Origin of the sequence: Microcystis aeruginosa NIES-843, assembly GCF_000010625.1 — a bacterium.
Taxonomy (GTDB): domain Bacteria; phylum Cyanobacteriota; class Cyanobacteriia; order Cyanobacteriales; family Microcystaceae; genus Microcystis; species Microcystis aeruginosa.
On the sequence record NC_010296.1, the window covers coordinates 4,544,657 to 4,564,184 of the forward strand.

The following is a 19,528-nucleotide window of genomic DNA, read 5'->3' on the forward strand; positions in this document are numbered from 1 at the left end:
GTATCTAAATAGCTGGTTATAATTAAATTAAAAATGGATTTTAGATTCGATCCCCCCTGCCCCCCTTGATAAGGGGGGTGCCGATAGGCGGGGGGATCAGAATTGATAATTTTTACTGTATCTAACATTAAAATATCTTTCATAATACCCACCAAACCTAAGAGAGCCAAAATATTATTAATAGCATAAGTGTACTGTATTTAAACTGAGTAGGTGTATTTTAGTACAAATGCTCGGACTGCCTTAACCTAGCTCCGGTGCTCCCTTCTCCGGTGCAGTCTTAAGGATAGTCGGCATTTGATAAAACATAAGGAATGTTAACCAAAACCACTTATCGTTAAGGAATTTTGATAAGTTGGAGATTGAACAAAGATAGAAAGTCTCTAGCGCTGACAACTATGGCTGTAATTGTCCAAAAATACGGTGGTACATCGGTAGGTTCCGTGGAACGCATTCAATCGGTCGCTCAACGGGTCAAAAATACGGTAATAGCAGGAAACACCGTGGTGGTGGTCGTTTCTGCCATGGGTAAAACCACCGATGGATTGGTCAATTTAGCCAAACAGATCGCCGCCGAACCCTCGCGCCGGGAGATGGATATGTTATTATCCACAGGGGAACAGGTGACGATCGCCTTGATGAGTATGGCCCTAGAGGAAATCGGACAACCGGCCATCTCCCTAACCGGCGCTCAAGTGGGAATTGTCACGGAATCCGAACATAGTCGGGCCCGTATTTTAGAAATTAAAACCGATCGCCTTTCCCGACATCTATTGGAGGGTAAAGTAGTTGTTGTCGCCGGTTTTCAAGGTGTTAGCGATAGTGATCAACTAGAGATTACCACCCTAGGGCGCGGTGGGTCCGATACCTCGGCCGTGGCCCTAGCAGCCGCCTTAAAAGCCGATTTTTGCGAAATTTACACCGATGTACCCGGTATTCTCACCACTGACCCCCGTTTAGTCCCCGAAGCGCGTCTTTTAGACCAAATTACCTGCGATGAGATGCTCGAATTAGCCAGTTTAGGAGCGAAAGTTCTCCACCCGCGAGCGGTGGAAATCGCTAAAAACTTCGGGGTTCCCTTGGTTGTCCGCTCCAGTTGGACAGAGGATCCGGGTACTTGGGTGACATCCCCAGCACCGAAACCGCGCACCCTGCAAGGATTGGAATTGACAAAAGCAGTGGATGCGGTGGAATTTGAGGGTAATCAGGCGAAAATCGCCCTTTTACGGGTTCCGGATCGTCCCGGTATCGCTGCCCGTTTATTCGGGGAAATTGCTCATCAACAGGTGGACGTGGATTTAATTATTCAATCGATTCACGAGGGGGACAGCAACGATATCGCCTTTACGGTGATGGGAAATGCCTTGAAAAAAGCCCAATCCGTGGCCGAAGCGATCGCGCCGGTTTTACGTTCCCATCCCACTAATACAGAGGAAGCGGAAGTGATCATCGAATCCGGGGCCGCTAAAATCGCCATTACCGGCGCCGGTATGATCGGCCGGCCGGGAATTGCTGCCCAAATATTTAGCACTTTGGCCGCAGCGGCAATTAATATCGAAATGATCTCCACTTCTGAAGTAAAAGTCAGTTGTGTCATCGATGAAGCGGACGGAGAAAAAGCAATTAAAGTCCTTTGTGATGCTTTTCAAGTGGAGTATTCTGCTAAAGTTGCTCATTGCGAAATCCCTAAAAATTTAGTCCCAGTCAGGGGAGTGGCCCTAGATAATAATCAGGCACAAATGGCCATTCGTAACGTCCCCGATCGCCCGGGGATGGCGGCGAGAATTTTCTCGGTTTTAGCGGCAAAAAATGTCAGTGTTGATATGATTATTCAATCCCAACGCTGTCGCATTGTCGATGGTATTCCCCGACGGGATATCGCTTTTACTTTGCCCCAAGCTGATGCTAATTTAGCCCAAAAAATCCTCTTAGAACTATCGGAAAGTTTGGGTTTACAGGAAGTGGTGGTTAATAATGATGTGGCGAAAGTGAGCATTGTTGGTTCAGGAATGGAAGGACAACCGGGGGTAGCAGCACGCTTTTTTGAAGCTTTAGCAAAGGAGAAAATTAATATTTTGATGATTGCTACTTCTGATATAAAAATCAGTTGTGTGGTGAATCAGGAAGATGGAGTCAGGGCCCTACAAGTGGTTCACGCCGCTTTTGGATTAGCTGGACAGGGTAAAATTGAAGTACCCGCCTAAATGAAATTACAAGTTCTATGATGGGGGTAAGAGTTGTTTATATTGCTGGCAACTTATACCCCCAAAAACCAGATAAATAAGTTAACCCTCATCACCCCGATTTTATCTATGGAACCGATAACAGTGGCGACAATTGTTGCTTTGGTATTTCAGACTACTGTAGAAAAATTTACCGAAGCTGCTCTAGAAAAAATTAATACTTTGCGGCAAATCATCTGGAATAAACTTAAAGCTAATCCTAAGGCTGAAAAAGCTTTACAAGCTGCTGAAAAAGGGTCAAAAACTGATCTAGAAAAAGTAGCAGATTATTTAAAAGTTGCCATGAATGATGAAGCAGATTTCGCCGAAAAAGTCAAGGGTTTAGCAACAGAAATTCAATCCTTGAAAATTCAGGATAATAGTAGTATGAACCAGGCTAATTCTGGAGGTCAAAATTTACAGAATCAGGGTCAGGTTAGTGAAGTTTATCAAGCAGAAAATATAAACATCAATAAAATCTGACTGCAGCCGCCTGTTAAGGAACAGGTTAAACAACATCCTCACAATTTATCTAATAGTAATATCCCTAGATTTGTTGGTAGGAATCAGGAATTAATTGACTTAAAAAAGCAATTACAACAATCCCAAAAGCTTGCTATATCTACCTTAACGGGAATGGGAGGCATAGGTAAAACCGAACTAGCCAGACAGTTTGGCTGGCAACAATGGCGAGAAAAAGCCTATCCGGGGGGGATATGTTGGTTAAATGTGGCAGAAAGTGACGGCGGTTTTATCGGTACTTCTATTTTAGATTTTGCGCGGGTACATCTCAAATTAACTTTACCGGATGAGGGAGAATTAGACGTAAAAATTCGTTATTGTTGGCAAAATTGGTTAGCGGGAAATGTCTTAATTATTTTTGATGATGTGCGGGATTATCAGCAAATTAAGGATTATTTACCACCGCAAGAAGAGAAACGCTTTCATGTCTTAATTACCACTCGCAAGGAATATTTATCAGCGACAATTGCGACTTTTCGGGTAGAAGTATTAAAAGAAAAAGATGCACTTGATTTATTGCGTTCCTACCTTAAAGACAACAGAATTGACACACAAATTGAGGCAGCTAAATTATTATGTCAGGATTTGGGTTATTTACCCTTGGCGTTAGAATTGGTGGCAAGGTTGCTGGTACGACGACAGGATTGGGAAATTAGCAAAATACGGGAGAAATTAGCCGAAAACGGCTTAGATGAGCCAAGTTTAGACAAAAATCCCAAGTTTCATGGGGAAATGACTGCGGAAAGAGGGTTAAAAGCTGCCTTTAATCTCAGTTGGGAGGAGTTGCATAGCGAACCAGAAGCGCAAATTTTGGCACTTTACCTCAGTTTATTCGCTCTTGCGCCCTTTCCCAAGGAGATGATTCTGGATTTATTTCCCGATGAAGATGGGGATACAGTGGAGGAATGGTTAACCGATAGGTAATGATTCGGTAGTAGTGGCGTAGCTCTCTTGCTTACCTGGTATGAATTGTGTAAAATATTTATTAATAAAAATAATTGGCTCGAATCAGTCTTTAAACCTCTAGCTTGATCATGACTTTTCTGATAAATATCTTTTTCTGGCTCCTGTCTGGCTTACTGAAATATCAGTCTAGCACCGAACAAAGTACCCCCTTCACCTCCGTTCCCCTGTCCTAATTGTGGTTCTCACCATACGATCAAGAATGGTTCTATTCATAATGGAAAACCCAAACGTCAAGGTAAAGAATGTGGTCGTCAGTTGGTGATCAATCCCACTAATAAAACCGTCTCTGACGAAACCAAACAATTAATTGATAAACTCTTGCTCGAACGAATTTCCTGACGAGGAATTGCTAGAGTAACAGGGGTAAGTTGGTCATGGTTACAAAATTATGTCAACAATAAACTGGCGGCTGTCCCCCGTCAAATAAAGGTTTCGGACAAACCAAAAGGTAAATTGGTTAGAGAATGTGATGAAATGTGGTCTTTTGTTTTTTCTAAGACGATAAAGCCCACATTCCGCACCCTAAGTGTCACAACGTCTCAAAAGAGGAAGGGGCGCGAGTCAAAATACTTATCTAGAGGAGTGAGTTGGCGGCAAGCTGCCGGCAACTAAGCCGAAAATTTCAGAGTTCCCCCGGTCATTCTCAATAAACAGTGCTTGTTGAGAATGACTAGGCAATCAGACTTAACATCTAGGGGGAGATGTTCCAGTTGCTCGCTTTGTTTTGTCACCCCTTGAAGTCAATCCATCTGGTCAAGATAAGAGATAATATTCCTGGCAAGGTTTGGGAAAAAATCTCAAAATGTTGCGCCTCTCATCCGTTAAGTTGCTAATCTTTTGATTGTCTTGAATACGGACGAGATGAATCCCTTGAAAGCACTGAAATATCCAGCGTAACGTCGGTCGGTCAGTTAACTTACCCAACGGATTTTTCAGTCCCGTCTCCTGCTGTTTTAAACTTAAACGAAGTTGTCTTTGACCAATAGTATAAACCAGCAGGCACAAGCCCATGAGCATGGCCATGACCTCGATTCTATGGGGAGATTTGAGAAAGACACTGTGGGCAAAAAAGCAGGGGTCTTTGAGAAAAGAAAATCCTCTTTCCGGAGCTTGTTGCCCCTTATATTTTTTGAGTATATCCTCACTGCTCAATCGTTTTTTCTCCAAATCGTTAGTTGCTAAAACGAATCGTCCTGCTCGTTTCTTTAGCCTCTCAATCGCTGCCAAATTCAACTCTAATTCGGCTTGAACTTGATAGCTTTGAGAGGGCAAATCGTCTTTTGATTTGAGTTTTGACTGCTGAGACTCAGGCGGAATGAGATTGACTTTAATCTCCGTTAACTGATGAGATTTTAAGGAGTCAGATAATCCTTTGGCTATCGCCAACGCCACCGCTCTATTCTCAAATTCTCTTCGGGATAGTTGCCGGATTTTTTCTTGGGCAGAATTCTTTTCTTGCTCGATTTTTTTCTCTAATTTTTTCAAGTCTGATTCTTGTCTAGCTTGACTTTCAACTAGCAACCATCTTTGTTCTATACCCCCATAGTTAGAGCTTGTTTCCCGCCAGGAATAACCCGGTATTTCTGAATCGGTTAACTCTTTTTCTGAGATGCTATCGACTAACTCTTGAGCCTCTTTAATGCTTAATGGTACTCGAGACAACCAACGCATTTCTTTCATTAGTTTTAAATTCTCTTTGCTATAGAGGGCGCTATCGCCGACTATTAAACTGTCAAAGTCAACTTGTTTTTTAAATTCTCGGGCGATTTGACCAAAAACCGCTTTGTCCGCTTCATTTCCGTCCCCTACTTTCAGGAATAAAGGTACATCTCCATCCCCACTTACGATTAAGTCAATCATAAATTGTTTTAAGTCAGGTCTTCGGTCGCGGGAGTATCCGTAGGTAATTTTTATTGGCTGTTGTCTGGTTTCAATTTCTTCTCCCACTGCTCCTGATTTCAGGATTTCTACTGTTGGGTATTCCTTTTTATATTCTCCTTCTACTGATAGAGAAGTCGAATCTAAATGGGAGTTCTCGGTTGCTACACCAAATTTTTTCACGGCGGCTAAACTGATGAGTAGGAAAATACCCGAAACATCCAGTTGATAAAGTTTGTCCATTACTCGACCAATTTTATCATCATTCAGGTGTTTTGCTTCGATGCCTTCTCCCAGCAGATGTTCGGTTGCTTTATCTTCAAAAAATTGAGGAAATAAATACAAGGCTCGGGAGACAAATCCCAATCCATTCAGGATAATTGCTTTCACGACTTGCCCCGCTGTGACAATTTCTCCTCGCTCAATTGAGACTTGTTCGTTGATAATTTCAACGATTCCTATTTCATCGATAATTCCGGCTACTAATCCCAGATGGTCTAGATTTTTGACTTCAATTTCTGTTGATTGATTCATGGTCGAACAGTCCACTCGCCTCAGTTTTCCAACAATTCCTATTTTTTCATAATTAGGGTCTCAAAGCCCCCCTAGCGGCCACCGAGAAAACCTTCACCAGCTAAGTATTTTTACTCAAGTCTCTGGCGGGGGACAGCTTATGTGACAGTTGAGGGTGCGGAATGTGGGATAAAGGTCTATATTTGGCGGTTAATTGATAGAAATACAAGGGAAATTATTGGTTGCTATGCGCGGAGATAGGAGTCGTCAATCAGCCAAAAAACTTTGGGCTAGTTTACCAGGTGTTTACCGACAATGTGCAGTTGCTTACACAGACTTTTGGGAGTCATATAAGACAGTAATTCCCAGTAAACGTCATCGACCAGTCGGGAAAGAAACTGGTCAAACTAATCCTATTGAAAGATTAAATAATACCTTTCGACAAAGGATTTCTCGGTTGGTGAGAGAGAGTCTATCTTTCTCTAAAAAAATGGAGAATCACGTTGGGGCTGTTTGGTATTTTATCCATGACTACAATGCACACCTGGCAAAGGATTAAGCCGCCATCACTACTACAGAATCACCACCGAAATCTGGAACGCTTTCGGAGATAAAGTAGGCTGGCTAGTAAATAAACACTGGATATACTACGATACTGTGACCTTTGATGATAATAAAGCACCTCAAGGACACCTTCCGTTTGGAATTGAGGTTCTTCGGTTTGTGCTATGCAATGTCTTTCTCTATAAGGGATGAAACCCTTATAGAGAAAGACATTGATGCGATTTTTGTCAATTGTTTTCGATCTAGAACGAACTAATCAATAGAACTCTTGCCAGATAAGGATTTAGTCGATTTATGCCACCCTATTGAACCATACCAAGTAACGAAGAACCGGAATTGATCGATTAAGTATAGCCAGAAGTTTAAACGAAGTACATTTTCGTTGGTGGATTATCTCGCGTCGAGACTTGTAAAATGTAACATATAAAGGTAACAGCCTCGTAGGTTGGGTTGACGCAAGGAAACCCAACAAAGAGTAACCTTTGGAGTTGTTGGGTTTCGCTTAAACAATCGAATTGAGCCATTTTCGACCCAGTATTGTTTCGCTCAACCCAACCTACAATAATTGCTTATATTAATTTCTGATTAATTGCCAATTCATTGCCGACACAAGAGTTAAAGCGATAACAATTCATTGCTGTATGTAACAATATAAGAGGAGTTTATCTCAGGAGTTCCACAGTGATTAAAGAGCTAGACCGTATTACTGTTAATCCACAAATATGTCTTGGACAGCCAACGATTCGAGGAATGCGTATCACTGTGGTATTTGTTCTGAAACTGTTGGCTAGTCAGTTATCTATTCAGGAAGTCTTAGAGGCTTATCCAGAGTTAGAGGAGGAAGATATTCGTCAGGCTCTTAATTATGCAGCTTGGGCTGTATCCGATTATATCGTTAGCTTCACTTCGGCATGAGTAGTCTGCGTTTACGAGCTGATGTTCATATCTCCCCTTTGACAGTTGCGGCTTTAAGGTTACAGGGCTACGACATAGTACGCACTACAGACTTTTTACCTGCCACTGCTGCCGACGCGGAGATTTTGGAACTTGCCAGAGTGGAAGGTCAAGTTATTTTAACACAAGACTTAGACTTTTCCCTGCTGGTAGCCCTCAATAATTATGGACTGCCTAGCTTGATTACATTACGGTTATCTTCTGCCAGACCTGATGTAGTTGCTCAAAGGCTTCTAGATGTTTTACTGACTGTGGAAACGGAACTGACAGAAGGTGCGGCAATTACTATCAGCGATGACTCTGTGCGTGTTCGTAAACTTCCAATTCGATGAACCCGCACCTCAAACGATGTCAGACAAAGAAGTAGAAACGATTTTCAAGGAAAAATTAAATCAAATAATTGAGGAATAGAAATCGTGCGTTACACAATTATTATCGAAAAAATTGATAGGGTTTCGATGCCTGTCACAGGTTGGCGATATAATATTGGTTGGATAAATGAAAGAAGTTCGATTTAGTGAGCATTCTAGAATCAAATTGAATTTGCTATCCGCTCGTGGAATTTTTATCACTCCTGAATTTATCCTCGAAACTGTACAATTTCCTGACAAAATAGAAATCTCTGAAGACAACAAGCGAATCGCACAAAAAAAGTTCAATGATAATTTAGTGATTCGAGTAGTTTATCGAGAATTCAGCGCTTTTTTCTTAATCATCACCCTTTACCCCGGTAGGATATCCCGATATGAACAAGATACACTATAGCCCAGATGTGGATGCTTTATTAATTGAGTTAAACAATAATCCAATTGCTTACGCAGAGGAGGAAGGGAAAACAATATTACATTATTCCGAGGACGATCAGTTAGTTTTAATCGAGATTCTAGATTTTGGTTGTTCTCTATCGGAAGATGCTAGACAAGAACTGGCAAAATCCATATCTTCTCGTGAATCGATTAAAATATAGTTATCGATTAATGTCCATCTCACAACAATTTAAATCATGAAAGGTATTCAGTATATTGTCGATGAAACAGGAGAAAAAACAGCAGTTGTTATCGATCTAAAAGAATGGGGTCAACTGTGGAATGAGTTTTATCAAAATTTACTCGATCGCTCTCCCGTAAATGAAGACTGGATAAATCGATCGCCTTTTCGAGAAAAATTAGATCAAGCTCTCCCATGGAATGCTAATCATCCACCGCAGTTATCAAATCTAGAATTACTAGAGAGCAAACTCGAAAATCATGAGTGAGTTTTTACTTGATTTATCAATAATAATATAGAGAACTTTTAGAGGAACTACAAATGCTAGAAATTACCAAAAGCTATGTATTAGACAAGGATCAAAAGCCGATTGCCGTTCAGATTCCCATTGCTGAATTTGAAAAAATCGAAGAAATCCTTGAGGATTACGGACTGGGAAAACTCATCGAAGAAGTTGAAAATGATCAAATCCTAGACAAAGAAAAAGCCTTACAATATTTAGAGTTGCTTAAAAATAAAAATGTGGAAAGTTGAATACAACAAGAGATTTTTAAAAGAATTAACCTCTTTGCCAAAAGACATACAATCTCGCGTTGAGTTGATCGTATTTTCCGAATTAGAAACTGACAATCCTTTTGAATTAGGCTATCTCGATAAAATGAAAGGACATAAAGATAAATATAAAATTAGAGTTGCAGATTATAGGATTGGCCTGACTATTGATAAACCCAATCAAACCATCATCTGTCAACGGGTCGCACATCGTAGAGAAATTTACAAAACTTTTCCTTGATAGAAAGATACCGCTATCTTTATCTGTCAATTGCTTTCTAATCATTTTAATCGATGAACAGGGGAATTGGAACTTTGAATTATGAAAAAATCACCTTCGGAAATGACTAACGCAGAACTCCGTCAGTATCTTTCGGAACATCGAAACGAAGAAGCTATTTTTAGTGAAGCACTAGAAGTATTATTAAGCCGAAAAAAAGACTGGTTTAAATATCCCGCACCTCAAACGATGTCCTATAAAGAAATAGAAACGATTTTCAAGGAAAAATTAAATCAAATAATTGAGGAATAGAAATCGTGCGTTATGCGATTATTATCGAAAAAGCTGAAAATAACTATTCCGCTTATGTTCCCGATTTACCCGGTTGTGTTACTACCGGTAAAACCCTAGAGGAAATCACAGAAAATATGAAAGAAGCGATTCAATTTCATCTGGATGGTTTACAAGAGCAAGGGCTGCCAATTCCCCAACCAGCCACCTATTGCCAGTATATCGAAGCGTAACCGATCACCTGCATCCTGTCCGCGACTTTTATCTGTTAACATGGAACTGTAAACATATTGCCAATGCTCAAATGCAGATCTTGTAGGTGGGGTTGAACGAAACAATAGTGGATCGAAAATGGCTCAGTTATGAGAAATTTGCACGGTGAATAGATAGCTTTATGAGAAAATGGAAAGGTAATGCAATCCTCTAAGCCAGATGACTATAGCAGAGCTATTTCCTACTTTGAGAAGTCTGCCTCGTGCAGACAAGTTGAAGGTGATGCAATTTCTGATCGCAGAACTAAGTAAGGACGAGGAGCCAAGCCTACAGCCAGGAGCAACATATTTACTCTCGTCGCCGCTTAATTCACACGCAGCGGCGCAGAAACTTGCTCAACTCCTAGATTCGGAACAAGCAACTAATGTTTGGGATAAAATGGAGAAGTTTCAATGCGATCAAGTCCAAGTGCGATCGCTCTGAGAAATGATCGAGGTCAAGCATGACAGTGCAATAACTTCGTTACAGAGATAGGATAGTAGAATAGAGGGGGCTACCATACCGCTGCTTCAGGCTTTAATTTAGTCTTGTCGATCAGTTATTATCATGAAAGAAAAAGTGTACTTGGATTCCACGGTTCCGAGTTATTACTTTGATGAGCGTGAAGCTCTAAAAACTTTTACCGAAATCACAAGGAAGTGGTGGTCGGAGATGTCCAGTTATTATGATTTATATATTTCGGATGCTGTGCTTCAAGAACTAACCAACGGAAACTATCCGCGTAAAGCTGAAATTATTCATTTGGTTTCGAGGATTCCTTTACTACCGCCGACTTCTGCTCTTGAACAAGTTGTCGAGTTTTATCTTGCCAACTATGTCATGCCAAGGTCTCTTGTGGGCGACGCTCTACATCTTGCCTATGCCAGCTATTTCGACATTCAATATCTCGTTACTTGGAATTGCAACCACCTAGCGAATGCTAACAAACGGAAGCCTATTCGCGTTATCAATGCCCGCCTTGGTTTGTCAACACCTGAAATTGTCACACCACTTGAACTATTCAAAGAGGAGAATAACTTATGATCCACTCAGAGATTTTGCAAGAAAAAGATAAAACTCAAACAAGATTATCGGAGGAATGCACGTCTATCCATGACTATTTAGTTAAGTCTCGCATTGCTGCGGAAAAGGCTGCGGAATCCTACGGGTTTACTCTCAAGTATGCTGAAGAAATTCATAAAATTCGAGAAGAACACACCAAAGCTTTCAACGCCAACACAACAGCCTCTTAGGTTGGCTTGAGCGAAACAATTTAGATTGATTCTGATTAATTGCCAATTCATTGGAAACACAAGAGTTAGGGCGATAATGATTCATGGCTGTATGTAACAATACAGAATAAGTTTATCTCAGGAGTTCCACGGGATAAACTTACGAGTCTCTACCTATTGGATTATCGACTCACTTACGAAAGAAACAAGATTTGTGACTTTATTACCAGATTAAAAGAGTTAGACTATGAAATTTGATATGTTTTCCGAAGTTCAATTAACCGAAGATTTGCCAGAATCTAATTTGTCTCGTGGCACTCACGCGATTATCGTGGATTATTGTCCTCGACCCGAAGGCCAAGAGGATGGCTATGTTTTAGAAGTGTTAAATAATCAGGGAAAAGCCTATACAGTTATCGCTGTAGAAGTTTCCAAGATTGAATCAATTCAAAATCTTAAACAGGATGAATTTCAAATAATATAATTCTGTTATTCTTCGCTGTGATTTCCTAGAAAACTGAGGTTCAAGAAGCGTAACCCACCATCCTTTTTTTGTGTATGTCCCCAGCAATGACGACTGTTTTCAGTTTGTTACTCTCAAGCGCCAATGAAATATTTACCGTCCGCTCTTTGGTGAAAGTTGAATAAGTTAAAATCAAAGAGAATATCCCTATCGCTACAATCTCAACTATCGATGAATCTCCTGAAAGATAGTAAAAAAATTCGTTTTATTGACCTCTTTTGTGGTTTGGGAGGGTTTCGAGTCGCAATTGAACGAGTTTGTCGCCAAAAAAACTTAGAATCTGATTGTGTTTTTTCCTGTGATATAGATAAAGACGCTCGGGCAATTTATCACGCTAATTTTGGCGACCAACCCCAGGGAGATATTACCGAAATCGCCGCCCTAGATATTCCCAATCACGATATTTTAATGGCGGGATTTCCCTGTCAACCCTTTAGTATTTGTGGTGATTTAAAGGGGTTTGAAGATACCAGAGGCACGCTATTTTTTGAGATTGCCCGCATTTTAAAAGCCAAACAACCCGCAGCATTTATTCCGGAAAATGTCAAGCAATTGCAGGGACATCAACAGGGAAAAACCTTAGAAGTTATTCTCGATACTTTGCAAGATTTAGTATTACCATACCGATTATCGGGTTTTGAATGCGCTTAATTTTGGTTTACCGCAAAAAACGGAATCCATCAGGCCATTGGGTTTGAGCATTATAAATAATATCCGTGAGGATGGTATTTTGGAGATTAGCCAGACGCAAATCGGCGCTGCTTAAATCCGCTTGTTGCAAATTGGTTCCTAACAAACTAGCTTGACGGAGAATTGCACCGCTAAGATTGCATTGACTAAGATTGGCAGTGCCGAGGTTGGCCCCACTAAGGTTAGCTTGACTAAAGTTCGCTTTTGCCGCTTGCACAGACCACAAAATCGCCTTGCTTAAATTGGCACCCCGGAAGTTAACTGATTCTAGATTGGCATAGCTAAAGTCAAATTCACTGAGATTCAGACCAGATAAATCCAAACCTTGTAAATTTTCACCGTTTAAGCCGATCTTTAAGCCATTGTTGATCGCGCTCTCCAGTTGTTGACGGGTGACGCTAGACATTGTGTAGCCAGGAAAAAGTAAAAAAGCCTGTCAAGACGGGGAGCTTGCCCGTCTTGACATGATTAAAACTGGATTCGATCGCAGTTAACCAAACAAGGGTACAGTAACCCAATAACGTTTACGATAACCATTGCCAAAGTTAACTTCGATCGCTTTGCGGGCGATCAAAATCGCCTCATCGCCGTCAATATCGTAGCCAATCTCGGTGGAATTGGGTACAGTGGTGAATTCTAGAGGCATTCCAGCGCCACCGCGAGCAGACAGGGAAGCCAATTGTCGGCTAAACTCTGCCGCTAGTAACTGCTCATAGTTGCTAGGTTCGGGTGCTAAGACAGGAGCGATATCACCCTGGGGAGGCGGCGCACTGGCAGAGCGTACAGGACGACTACTTAACTGTTCGAGCGAGCGGACTGATGAATGCACATCGGTGACAGTACCATCATTATCCAGGGCAATTCGCACCGTACCTGCCCCCGGGGTAATCACTGGGACACCATTAATCAACTGTCGGAATTGGACAATCACACCAGTAGTAAACGGTCCGTCCAATTGTCCCGAACCGTTAGCCGTACCGCCGGCTTCGGAAGATAAGATAATTCGATCGAACACCACTGGGACTTCTTGGTCAAGACCGTAACGCCAGACTGCCTCCTGGGCTAAGGTTTGGGCGCTGTCCATAGCCAAAGGGTTGTAATTATAACGGTTAGGAGTTGCCAAACGAACATCAATTGACCCATCACTACCGTAGGCGATGCTTTGTTCCCCCGTCACCACGCGATAGGAGCCATTTCTGGTACTACCAACTTCTGACGGGATTTCCAGGTCAAGACCAAATCGTGCCGCTAGGCTGCGGGCAGCGGGTCGAGTAGCGTCTAGGGGTTGCAAACGACCGACGAGGAGATGCTGGGGTAAGACCAGTTGTGGTTGGCTACTGCGAGCCACATTGTACCATCGCCACCAATACCAAGCATTACTGACCCGTTCGCGAGAAAAATAGCGTTCATTAAAGAGACGATTTTTCGCCTCATCGGCACTGGCACCACAGGCCACCACCGAGGGGGCCTGGTCGTGGGCAATGCGCCAACTAGCATCTAACCAAGCGGTACTTAAAGGCTTATTCTTGTTCCATTCTTCCCAGAAAAATTTACCGTAATTGGGATTATCCCAACTAACAGTTTCATAGCCGAAGAGCATTCGCCAACCGCGATTACTAGGATGCCAAGTGCGAATCGGGTTGTGACCGCCCAGAACCCGCAGGGAAAGACAGGTAGACAGAAAAATGTATCTGACCCGCTCGTTAGCCCAAACTAACTTATCACTGCTAGAGACGATCGTACAACCTTCGTTACCCCACGGTTTGCTCATCGGTAGATAAAACACGCCATTGGCATCCATCCCGCCATGACCAGAGTGATAGAAGGCCATGACCGCATCTACCCCGTAGGTATCTTGCCAATCATCGTAGGGTTCGTAGTAAAGCCAGGGTTGTACGCCACAATCCTGATACCAAAAGTTTAAGGGGGTAAACTTTTTCACATAGTCTAACCAGCCTTGGGCATCTTCATGGGTATAGCGCAGGGTGCCAAAGGAGCAACCACAGCCCACTTCAATACTACAGCCGCCATAGAGATTCGCTCCGCCACGCAGGCCATCTTTGCTATCCTGACCGAGGGGGTTTTCGGCAAAGAGAGGAACGGCGGGAATTTCTGGTGTTTCGGACTTAGGAACGTTAGCTGCGGGGGGAATTTGAGTCGGTTGTGTTAATGTCATGGTATTTTCCTCGTTAAATCTTGAAAAAGTTTTAAAAAACGTAAATTTCCTGAATCACGTTGTTTTCTAGACGCAGATTGACGGGAAATTTTCTTTCCTTAGCGGCGGACAGTAGGGCAAGCATCCCCAAGAAAACACTGTCACTCTCGCTGGCAATCTTGCGCCAGCCGAGGCCGTCCACATAGGCGGCCGCATTGCGTTCTTGGTTAATCATCCACAAACCGGTAATCTGCTTTTTCTCTAGCCAAGCACTGCCTGGAACAGTGAAGGTCATCGTGGCAGCAACGGCAGAAATCTGGGCGATTTTTAGGCCAGAGTTGCTACCATCCCACCATTTGCCAGCAGGACTGGTGCTATCGGAAAACTCGGTTTTATAGGAGGCTCGAAATAGGTCGGCGTTATCACCAGCATTCACGTCTTTTTCCAAATCGAAGCGATTATCGGCCTGTTCTAAGGAACATTCGTAGTGTTGGCTAGGAGTCATCTGTTCCTCCTCGTTACCATTCTTCTGTTCGTCCACGTGCCAGATGGCTAGGCCTGCATCGGGGAGGAATGTATCCCGGCCAGTTTTCTGCCGGTTTTCGATCAGGAAATACTCGTTAGCGTTCTTACTGTAGAGGTAAAACTCATTCTTGGCCGCAGGAAGACTGGCGGTAAGACCTGGAGTTATCGCTGTCACTTTGCTGGCCCAACCGGCTTCATTTTTGAGATAGGCACAAACTTGTACGGGATTTTTATCATTGCCTCCGTAACACATCAGACAATAATTACCCACTCCTGCCGATTGACCGCCATAATCGTAGAGATCGGGAAAATCGCAAATCATGTGACCATTTTCATGACAGAAGGTACGCAAGGTCAGTTCACTACCCATATTGGTGATTTGGTAGTCGTATAACTTCTTGCCCCCCCCGACATCGTAGGGTGAAGCTAAACTCCAGGAATGAGGCCATAGTCCTTCGGCCCAATTGTTGACCCGCGGCCCGACATAGAAGACATTTAAGGCATAAATTAAGCCGTTACTATCACTACTCAACTGACTAAAGTTAAAGCCTTGGGATTTCAAATAATTGAGGGCTTCTAGAATCAGTTCTCGGGCGCGAGTACCATAGTCGATCGCTGGATCGGTATAATAGGAGCGATTATGGGCGGCGGTGTAATATTGGGTGACAACATTGGTATAGGTTAATTTTCCCTGGGAGTTGTCGTAGAAATAATCCCGTACTGACCCTTTATTGCCAAATCCGGCGTAACCAGGTAGGTTACAGAAGTTGCTGACTTCCTGTTGGGAAATGCTGGCGGCAACGTCGGGAAACTTAATCAAGATACATAATCCCAGATAGTTGCCCACAGTTACTGTTGAAGCTGGTCTGGCATCAGCACTGGTCGTCGCACTGATTCCCTGCAGCTGAGTTTTTTTTTGCTGACGACGGACTCGCCATTGACTGAACCCTTCCTGTAGCATCGGTGCGCTCTGAGCTTGTTGTTTGGCACTCTCGGTCTCGATGCTTAGATGGGGCTGGATGCCGAGGCTTTGGGGTGCTACTTGGCCGACTATCCCATCGGTGGCTATCAGTTGGCTTTTGTCTTCGGAAAGCTGGGCGTAGGTGTAAAAACCATTGTCAGGGTTTTTGACCACGGTATAGCCATCTAGGGTTTCAAAAACAGCATAATACTGGTTTCCCGATCCCCTGACCCGGATAGTGCTGCCGTCGGGATTGGTGAAGGTAAATTCCTCATTCACAAAGGGTGTAGGCATAGATTTGATTCTCCTTGCCAAAGAAATTTTGGCTTTCTCGATGAGAAGCTCTGTTCAAGAACTAAGTACAGGACAATGCACAATTTCAATAATCATCAAATTTTTCTGGGTTAACAATACGATGATCCGCGTAGGGAATTATGAAGATATCGCAGCAATCTGCCCTTTCAGTAGCCCCAACTTTTCGAGGGCAACTATAACCGCTGCCGTCCGAGTTTGTACCCCTAGTTTCCCGTGAATATGTTCTAGATGTTTTCGCACGGTTCCTTCGCTACATCCGATCACTTTTGCTATGGCGGCATTACTTTTATCTTGGGCAATCCAAAATAGCACTTCTGCTTCCCTTTTAGTCAGTCCCAACAATTCTAAGGCCGCAATCGAAAAAGAGGGCAGTTCTTGTTCTTCTAAGATTAGGAGAAACTGTTCTCCGATAAGAGTGGGAATCAGAAAAATGATTAACTGTCGTCCCTCTTGTTCTAGGCGTAAGGGTGAACAGGAAAAGGCTTGCTCATCCTTGGCTAAGAGTCGGGCAATCGGATGTTTAAACCACTTTTGCAAGGGTTCTGGTAAGGTGTTCGGGGTATGGGAGAGGGAATACTGGTACAGCAATTGTTCAGATCGTTCCGTAAGCATTTGCACGCTTCCAGCTATATCCATGACTATTAAACCTATCTGCTGGCAAAATTGGGGTAATCGTGGCTTTATTGCTTTTATTTGATTATATTTGTCCTTATTGTTTTCTGGCTCTCTCTCTGGGCTAGATAGCAAAGCTGCGAGACAGCGATCGCAACTTACCGAGAGCTTTGGCATCAATCCCATAAATTTCTCCACTATTCAAATAATTATCACAAAATCCATCTTTCTGCCCTAGTGGTGACGCTCTTATCTCAAGGCCTAGTGCTTGCTCAGAATATCTGTACTTTTAGAAAGCAGCAAATAGGCAACAGAAAATTAGGAAACAAACAAGAAAATATCTATGTCATCAACATCGGTCGCAGTGACAGAATTCCTGAAAACAGCCCCCTGTTAACTATAATTTCCTTTCATAAAACGCCAATTCAAGTCTGAATTACATGACTGTCTGCTCTATCCTCATAGAATACCTCATTCGGGTTACGATAGTCAAGACATTTTCGAGGACGATTGTTAATCAAGTTTACGGCTCTTTCTACCTCCTCAAACTTGGCTAAAAATACCTCTAAAGTTCGATTTATTTTTTGACGTAGCTGTGCTATAAGGTGATGAATTATCCCCATTAAGTTAGGATATTATCCAGGTCTTGCTAGGGATGTGATCGATGAATTTACTTAAAGATAAGCAGAAAATTCGTTTTGTTGACCTTTTTTGTGGTTTGGGAGGGTTTCGAGTCGCTATTGAACAAGTTTGTCGCCAAAAAAACTTAGAATCTGATTGTGTCTTTTCCTGTGATATAGATAAAGACGCTCGGTCAATTTATCACGCTAATTTTGGCGACCAACCCCAGGGAGATATTACCGAAATTGCCGCCCTAGATATTCCCAATCACGATATTTTAATGGCAGGATTTCCCTGTCAACCTTTTAGTATTTGTGGTGATTTAAAGGGATTTGAAGATACCAGAGGCACGCTATTTTTTGAGATTGCCCGCATTTTAAAAGCCAAACAACCCGCAGCATTTATTCTGGAAAATGTCAAGCAATTGCAGGGACATCAACAGGGAAAAACCTTAGAAGTTATTCTCGATACTCTGCAAGATTTAGATTACTATACCGATTACCGAGTTTTGAATGCGCTTAATTTTGGTTTACCGCAAAAACGGGAACGAATTTTTATCGTTGGTTTCCGAGAAGCGCGGGGTTTTATCTGGCCAAAACCAGCTTTATCTAGAACAACTTTAACGGAAATATTAGAGGAAAATGTCTCGGATTTTTATTATGCTTCCGCAAGAATTCAAAAAAGTCGCTTCCTGAAAAGAGAGGGAAAAAAACCTTATAGTGAACCGACCATCTGGCACGAAAATAAAGGAGGTAATGTCAGCGCTTATCCCTATTCCTGTGCCTTGCGAGCAGGAGCATCCTATAATTATTTGTTAGTGGATGGGAAAAGACGCTTAACAGCAAGGGAAATGCTACGTTTACAAGGTTTTCCCGATGATTATCAAATTGTTGGCAGTTATCAAACTATGCGAAAATTAACGGGTAATAGTGTAGCGATTTCCTGCGTAGCTGCTGTGGTTAATTCTGTGATCGAGTCTTTGTTAGATGTTGCTCAAGCATCAACTAATTCATTCTCGTTCAATCGAACAACTTAATTAAGTTTATTTTCGACTCAGGAGTTTTAGATAGTGGTGATTATTCAAGACGCTTTTAATTCCCTATATAGACAGTAAAAGCCTAGGAGATTATAGCTTGTTTGAGTCCTAATTTATGTCTCTAAAATTAGCTGACCCATTGCCTTGAGAATTTGGAGCAGATTAATTGCTGATTGAGGATACATTAAATTAAGTTCTGGCATTATTTGATAAGTGGGGTTAGTTTCTTGTCTGAGATAGACGAACATATATTGTAAGCCATTAGTCGCTAATCCCCAAACTGAGGGTTGTCTTTCTAAGCTATTGTAGGCATAAGTCAGTAATTGAGGTAATCCCTGACGTACTTCGATTCCACTCTCTTTAGCTTCAATTACTAAAATCCAAAAAGGGATATTATTGACAGTTGATATCGAATTATTCACCGTGACAATATCAAAGCGTCCGCTAATAGTTTTATCTTCATCGACAAGGATAATATTATCAATCCCTTCTTCAACCCTAATCTTAATCGGATAACGATAAAAACCAGCTAACCGCCATAAGGGAAATAGGGTTAAAACTTTCACTTGTCCTTCTGATGCTTTATCTTCCATCAAATAGGGTCGAAAATCGTTGCGGATTTGAACAAGTTCTAATTTTTCTGCGTCGCTGACGGTTTCCAAAGCTAAAAGCTCTGTAAATGAAACATCCTCAAGCTTTTCTTGGAAATTAAGATGACGTTGAACATCAGCAAGGGTTAGTTTACTCGTTTTGAGGGTAAGCATTGATTTAGCCAGCAGTACAGCGCTGTTTCCATGATAGCGTCAAATAGGTTTCTCGGCTGTTCTTGCTAACAAAATAAGCCAAGACAGAAACACCAATTTAAGAATAAAGTTGCTGCGTGGGGTGCGGATTGTTGATTTGGTTTTTTTAACAGAATTGGTAGCCTTCTAACGCA

23 protein-coding genes and 5 pseudogenes are annotated in these 19,528 nt (G+C 42.2%); 21 read left to right on the top strand and 7 right to left on the bottom strand.

Annotated features, from left to right (window positions below; genetic code table 11):
• The first annotated feature begins 398 nt into the window (after positions 1-398).
• The 4 genes and pseudogenes from MAE_RS21490 to MAE_RS30670 form a co-directional block, all read left to right on the top strand.
• Entirely contained in the window at positions 399-2,204 is a 1,806-nt protein-coding gene (locus tag MAE_RS21490) for an aspartate kinase (RefSeq protein WP_012267420.1), read from the top strand.
• A 108-nt stretch (positions 2,205-2,312) separates the two neighbouring features.
• On the top strand, positions 2,313-2,705 hold the full coding sequence (locus tag MAE_RS21495) for a hypothetical protein (RefSeq protein ID WP_012267421.1): 393 nt from the start codon (positions 2,313-2,315) through the stop codon (positions 2,703-2,705).
• Positions 2,706-2,798: 93 nt separating this feature from the next.
• Positions 2,799-3,662: pseudogene (locus MAE_RS21500) on the top strand (NB-ARC domain-containing protein); the annotation flags it as partial.
• A gap of 116 nt (positions 3,663-3,778) precedes the next feature.
• Positions 3,779-4,217, top strand: a pseudogene (locus MAE_RS30670) (IS1/IS1595 family N-terminal zinc-binding domain-containing protein); the annotation flags it as partial.
• Between the two features lie 246 nt (positions 4,218-4,463).
• Here MAE_RS30670 and MAE_RS21510 read toward each other — a convergent pair.
• On the bottom strand, positions 4,464-6,122 hold the full coding sequence (locus MAE_RS21510; protein WP_012267424.1) for an IS1634 family transposase: 1,659 nt from the start codon (positions 6,120-6,122) through the stop codon (positions 4,464-4,466).
• A 171-nt stretch (positions 6,123-6,293) separates the two neighbouring features.
• On the opposite strand from MAE_RS21510, the pseudogene MAE_RS21515 reads away from it, so the two are divergent.
• From MAE_RS21515 to dcm, 16 genes and pseudogenes are all read left to right on the top strand, one after another.
• Positions 6,294-6,660 (top strand): annotated as a pseudogene (locus MAE_RS21515) (IS1 family transposase); the annotation flags it as partial.
• Between the two features lie 32 nt (positions 6,661-6,692).
• On the top strand, positions 6,693-6,857 hold the full coding sequence (locus tag MAE_RS30675) for a GUN4 domain-containing protein (protein WP_232023864.1): 165 nt from the start codon (positions 6,693-6,695) through the stop codon (positions 6,855-6,857).
• A gap of 489 nt (positions 6,858-7,346) precedes the next feature.
• Positions 7,347-7,580: a DUF433 domain-containing protein gene (locus MAE_RS21520; RefSeq protein WP_012267427.1), complete on the top strand. Its 234-nt coding sequence runs from the start codon at positions 7,347-7,349 to the stop codon at positions 7,578-7,580.
• Complete coding sequence (locus MAE_RS21525; RefSeq protein ID WP_012267428.1) at positions 7,577-7,951, top strand: DUF5615 family PIN-like protein; 375 nt, start codon at positions 7,577-7,579, stop codon at positions 7,949-7,951. The genes MAE_RS21520 and MAE_RS21525 overlap by 4 nt, the downstream gene beginning before the upstream one ends.
• A 166-nt stretch (positions 7,952-8,117) precedes the next feature.
• Positions 8,118-8,384, top strand: a complete 267-nt coding sequence (locus MAE_RS21530; RefSeq protein WP_002795816.1) for a hypothetical protein — start codon at positions 8,118-8,120, stop codon at positions 8,382-8,384.
• Positions 8,365-8,586 carry a DUF2283 domain-containing protein gene (locus MAE_RS21535; RefSeq protein ID WP_002769518.1) on the top strand — a complete coding sequence of 74 codons (222 nt, stop codon included), beginning with the start codon at positions 8,365-8,367 and terminating at the stop codon, positions 8,584-8,586. The genes MAE_RS21530 and MAE_RS21535 overlap by 20 nt, the downstream gene beginning before the upstream one ends.
• A gap of 36 nt (positions 8,587-8,622) precedes the next feature.
• Entirely contained in the window at positions 8,623-8,874 is a 252-nt protein-coding gene (locus MAE_RS21540) for a hypothetical protein (protein WP_012267429.1), read from the top strand.
• A gap of 53 nt (positions 8,875-8,927) precedes the next feature.
• Positions 8,928-9,140: a hypothetical protein gene (locus tag MAE_RS21545; protein WP_012267430.1), complete on the top strand. Its 213-nt coding sequence runs from the start codon at positions 8,928-8,930 to the stop codon at positions 9,138-9,140.
• On the top strand, positions 9,127-9,399 hold the full coding sequence (locus MAE_RS21550) for a type II toxin-antitoxin system RelE family toxin (RefSeq protein WP_002795818.1): 273 nt from the start codon (positions 9,127-9,129) through the stop codon (positions 9,397-9,399). Before MAE_RS21545 ends, MAE_RS21550 begins: the two co-directional genes overlap by 14 nt.
• Positions 9,400-9,480: 81 nt before the next feature.
• Positions 9,481-9,690: a DUF6887 family protein gene (locus MAE_RS21555; protein ID WP_002763394.1), complete on the top strand. Its 210-nt coding sequence runs from the start codon at positions 9,481-9,483 to the stop codon at positions 9,688-9,690.
• A gap of 5 nt (positions 9,691-9,695) precedes the next feature.
• Positions 9,696-9,902, top strand: a complete 207-nt coding sequence (locus tag MAE_RS21560) for a type II toxin-antitoxin system HicB family antitoxin (protein ID WP_012267433.1) — start codon at positions 9,696-9,698, stop codon at positions 9,900-9,902.
• A gap of 262 nt (positions 9,903-10,164) precedes the next feature.
• Positions 10,165-10,365: a hypothetical protein gene (locus MAE_RS21565; RefSeq protein WP_231859659.1), complete on the top strand. Its 201-nt coding sequence runs from the start codon at positions 10,165-10,167 to the stop codon at positions 10,363-10,365.
• A gap of 123 nt (positions 10,366-10,488) precedes the next feature.
• Positions 10,489-10,965 (top strand): type II toxin-antitoxin system VapC family toxin, encoded by a 477-nt coding sequence (locus MAE_RS21570; RefSeq protein ID WP_012267435.1) that lies wholly within the window; start codon positions 10,489-10,491, stop codon positions 10,963-10,965.
• Positions 10,962-11,174, top strand: coding sequence for a hypothetical protein (locus tag MAE_RS21575; RefSeq protein ID WP_004158042.1), 213 nt, complete (start codon positions 10,962-10,964; stop codon positions 11,172-11,174). The genes MAE_RS21570 and MAE_RS21575 overlap by 4 nt, the downstream gene beginning before the upstream one ends.
• Before the next feature lie 226 nt (positions 11,175-11,400).
• Positions 11,401-11,637, top strand: coding sequence for a DUF4926 domain-containing protein (locus MAE_RS21580; protein WP_002731660.1), 237 nt, complete (start codon positions 11,401-11,403; stop codon positions 11,635-11,637).
• 210 nt (positions 11,638-11,847) lie between these two features.
• Positions 11,848-12,370, top strand: a pseudogene (dcm, locus tag MAE_RS21585) (DNA (cytosine-5-)-methyltransferase); the annotation flags it as partial.
• Here dcm and MAE_RS21590 read toward each other — a convergent pair.
• The 5 genes and pseudogenes from MAE_RS21590 to MAE_RS21610 form a co-directional block, all read right to left on the bottom strand.
• Positions 12,335-12,772: a pentapeptide repeat-containing protein gene (locus MAE_RS21590; protein WP_002795826.1), complete on the bottom strand. Its 438-nt coding sequence runs from the start codon at positions 12,770-12,772 to the stop codon at positions 12,335-12,337. The pseudogene dcm and the gene MAE_RS21590 sit on opposite strands and share 36 nt — an antisense overlap.
• A gap of 84 nt (positions 12,773-12,856) precedes the next feature.
• Positions 12,857-14,542, bottom strand: coding sequence for a DUF6345 domain-containing protein (locus MAE_RS21595; RefSeq protein WP_012267439.1), 1,686 nt, complete (start codon positions 14,540-14,542; stop codon positions 12,857-12,859).
• Positions 14,543-14,573: 31 nt separating this feature from the next.
• Positions 14,574-16,301 carry a M6 family metalloprotease domain-containing protein gene (locus MAE_RS21600; RefSeq protein ID WP_012267440.1) on the bottom strand — a complete coding sequence of 576 codons (1,728 nt, stop codon included), beginning with the start codon at positions 16,299-16,301 and terminating at the stop codon, positions 14,574-14,576.
• A 138-nt stretch (positions 16,302-16,439) separates the two neighbouring features.
• Positions 16,440-17,111, bottom strand: coding sequence for a response regulator transcription factor (locus tag MAE_RS21605; protein ID WP_012267441.1), 672 nt, complete (start codon positions 17,109-17,111; stop codon positions 16,440-16,442).
• 248 nt (positions 17,112-17,359) lie between these two features.
• Positions 17,360-17,485: pseudogene (locus tag MAE_RS21610) on the bottom strand (IS30 family transposase); the annotation flags it as partial.
• Positions 17,486-17,598: 113 nt separating this feature from the next.
• Here MAE_RS21610 and MAE_RS21615 point away from each other — a divergent pair.
• Positions 17,599-18,591, top strand: coding sequence for a DNA cytosine methyltransferase (locus MAE_RS21615; RefSeq protein WP_002795832.1), 993 nt, complete (start codon positions 17,599-17,601; stop codon positions 18,589-18,591).
• Positions 18,592-18,704: 113 nt separating this feature from the next.
• Here the strand turns inward: MAE_RS21615 and MAE_RS21620 are convergent, their stop codons facing one another.
• Positions 18,705-19,355: a hypothetical protein gene (locus MAE_RS21620; RefSeq protein WP_012267443.1), complete on the bottom strand. Its 651-nt coding sequence runs from the start codon at positions 19,353-19,355 to the stop codon at positions 18,705-18,707.
• Between the last annotated feature and the right edge of the window lie 173 nt (positions 19,356-19,528).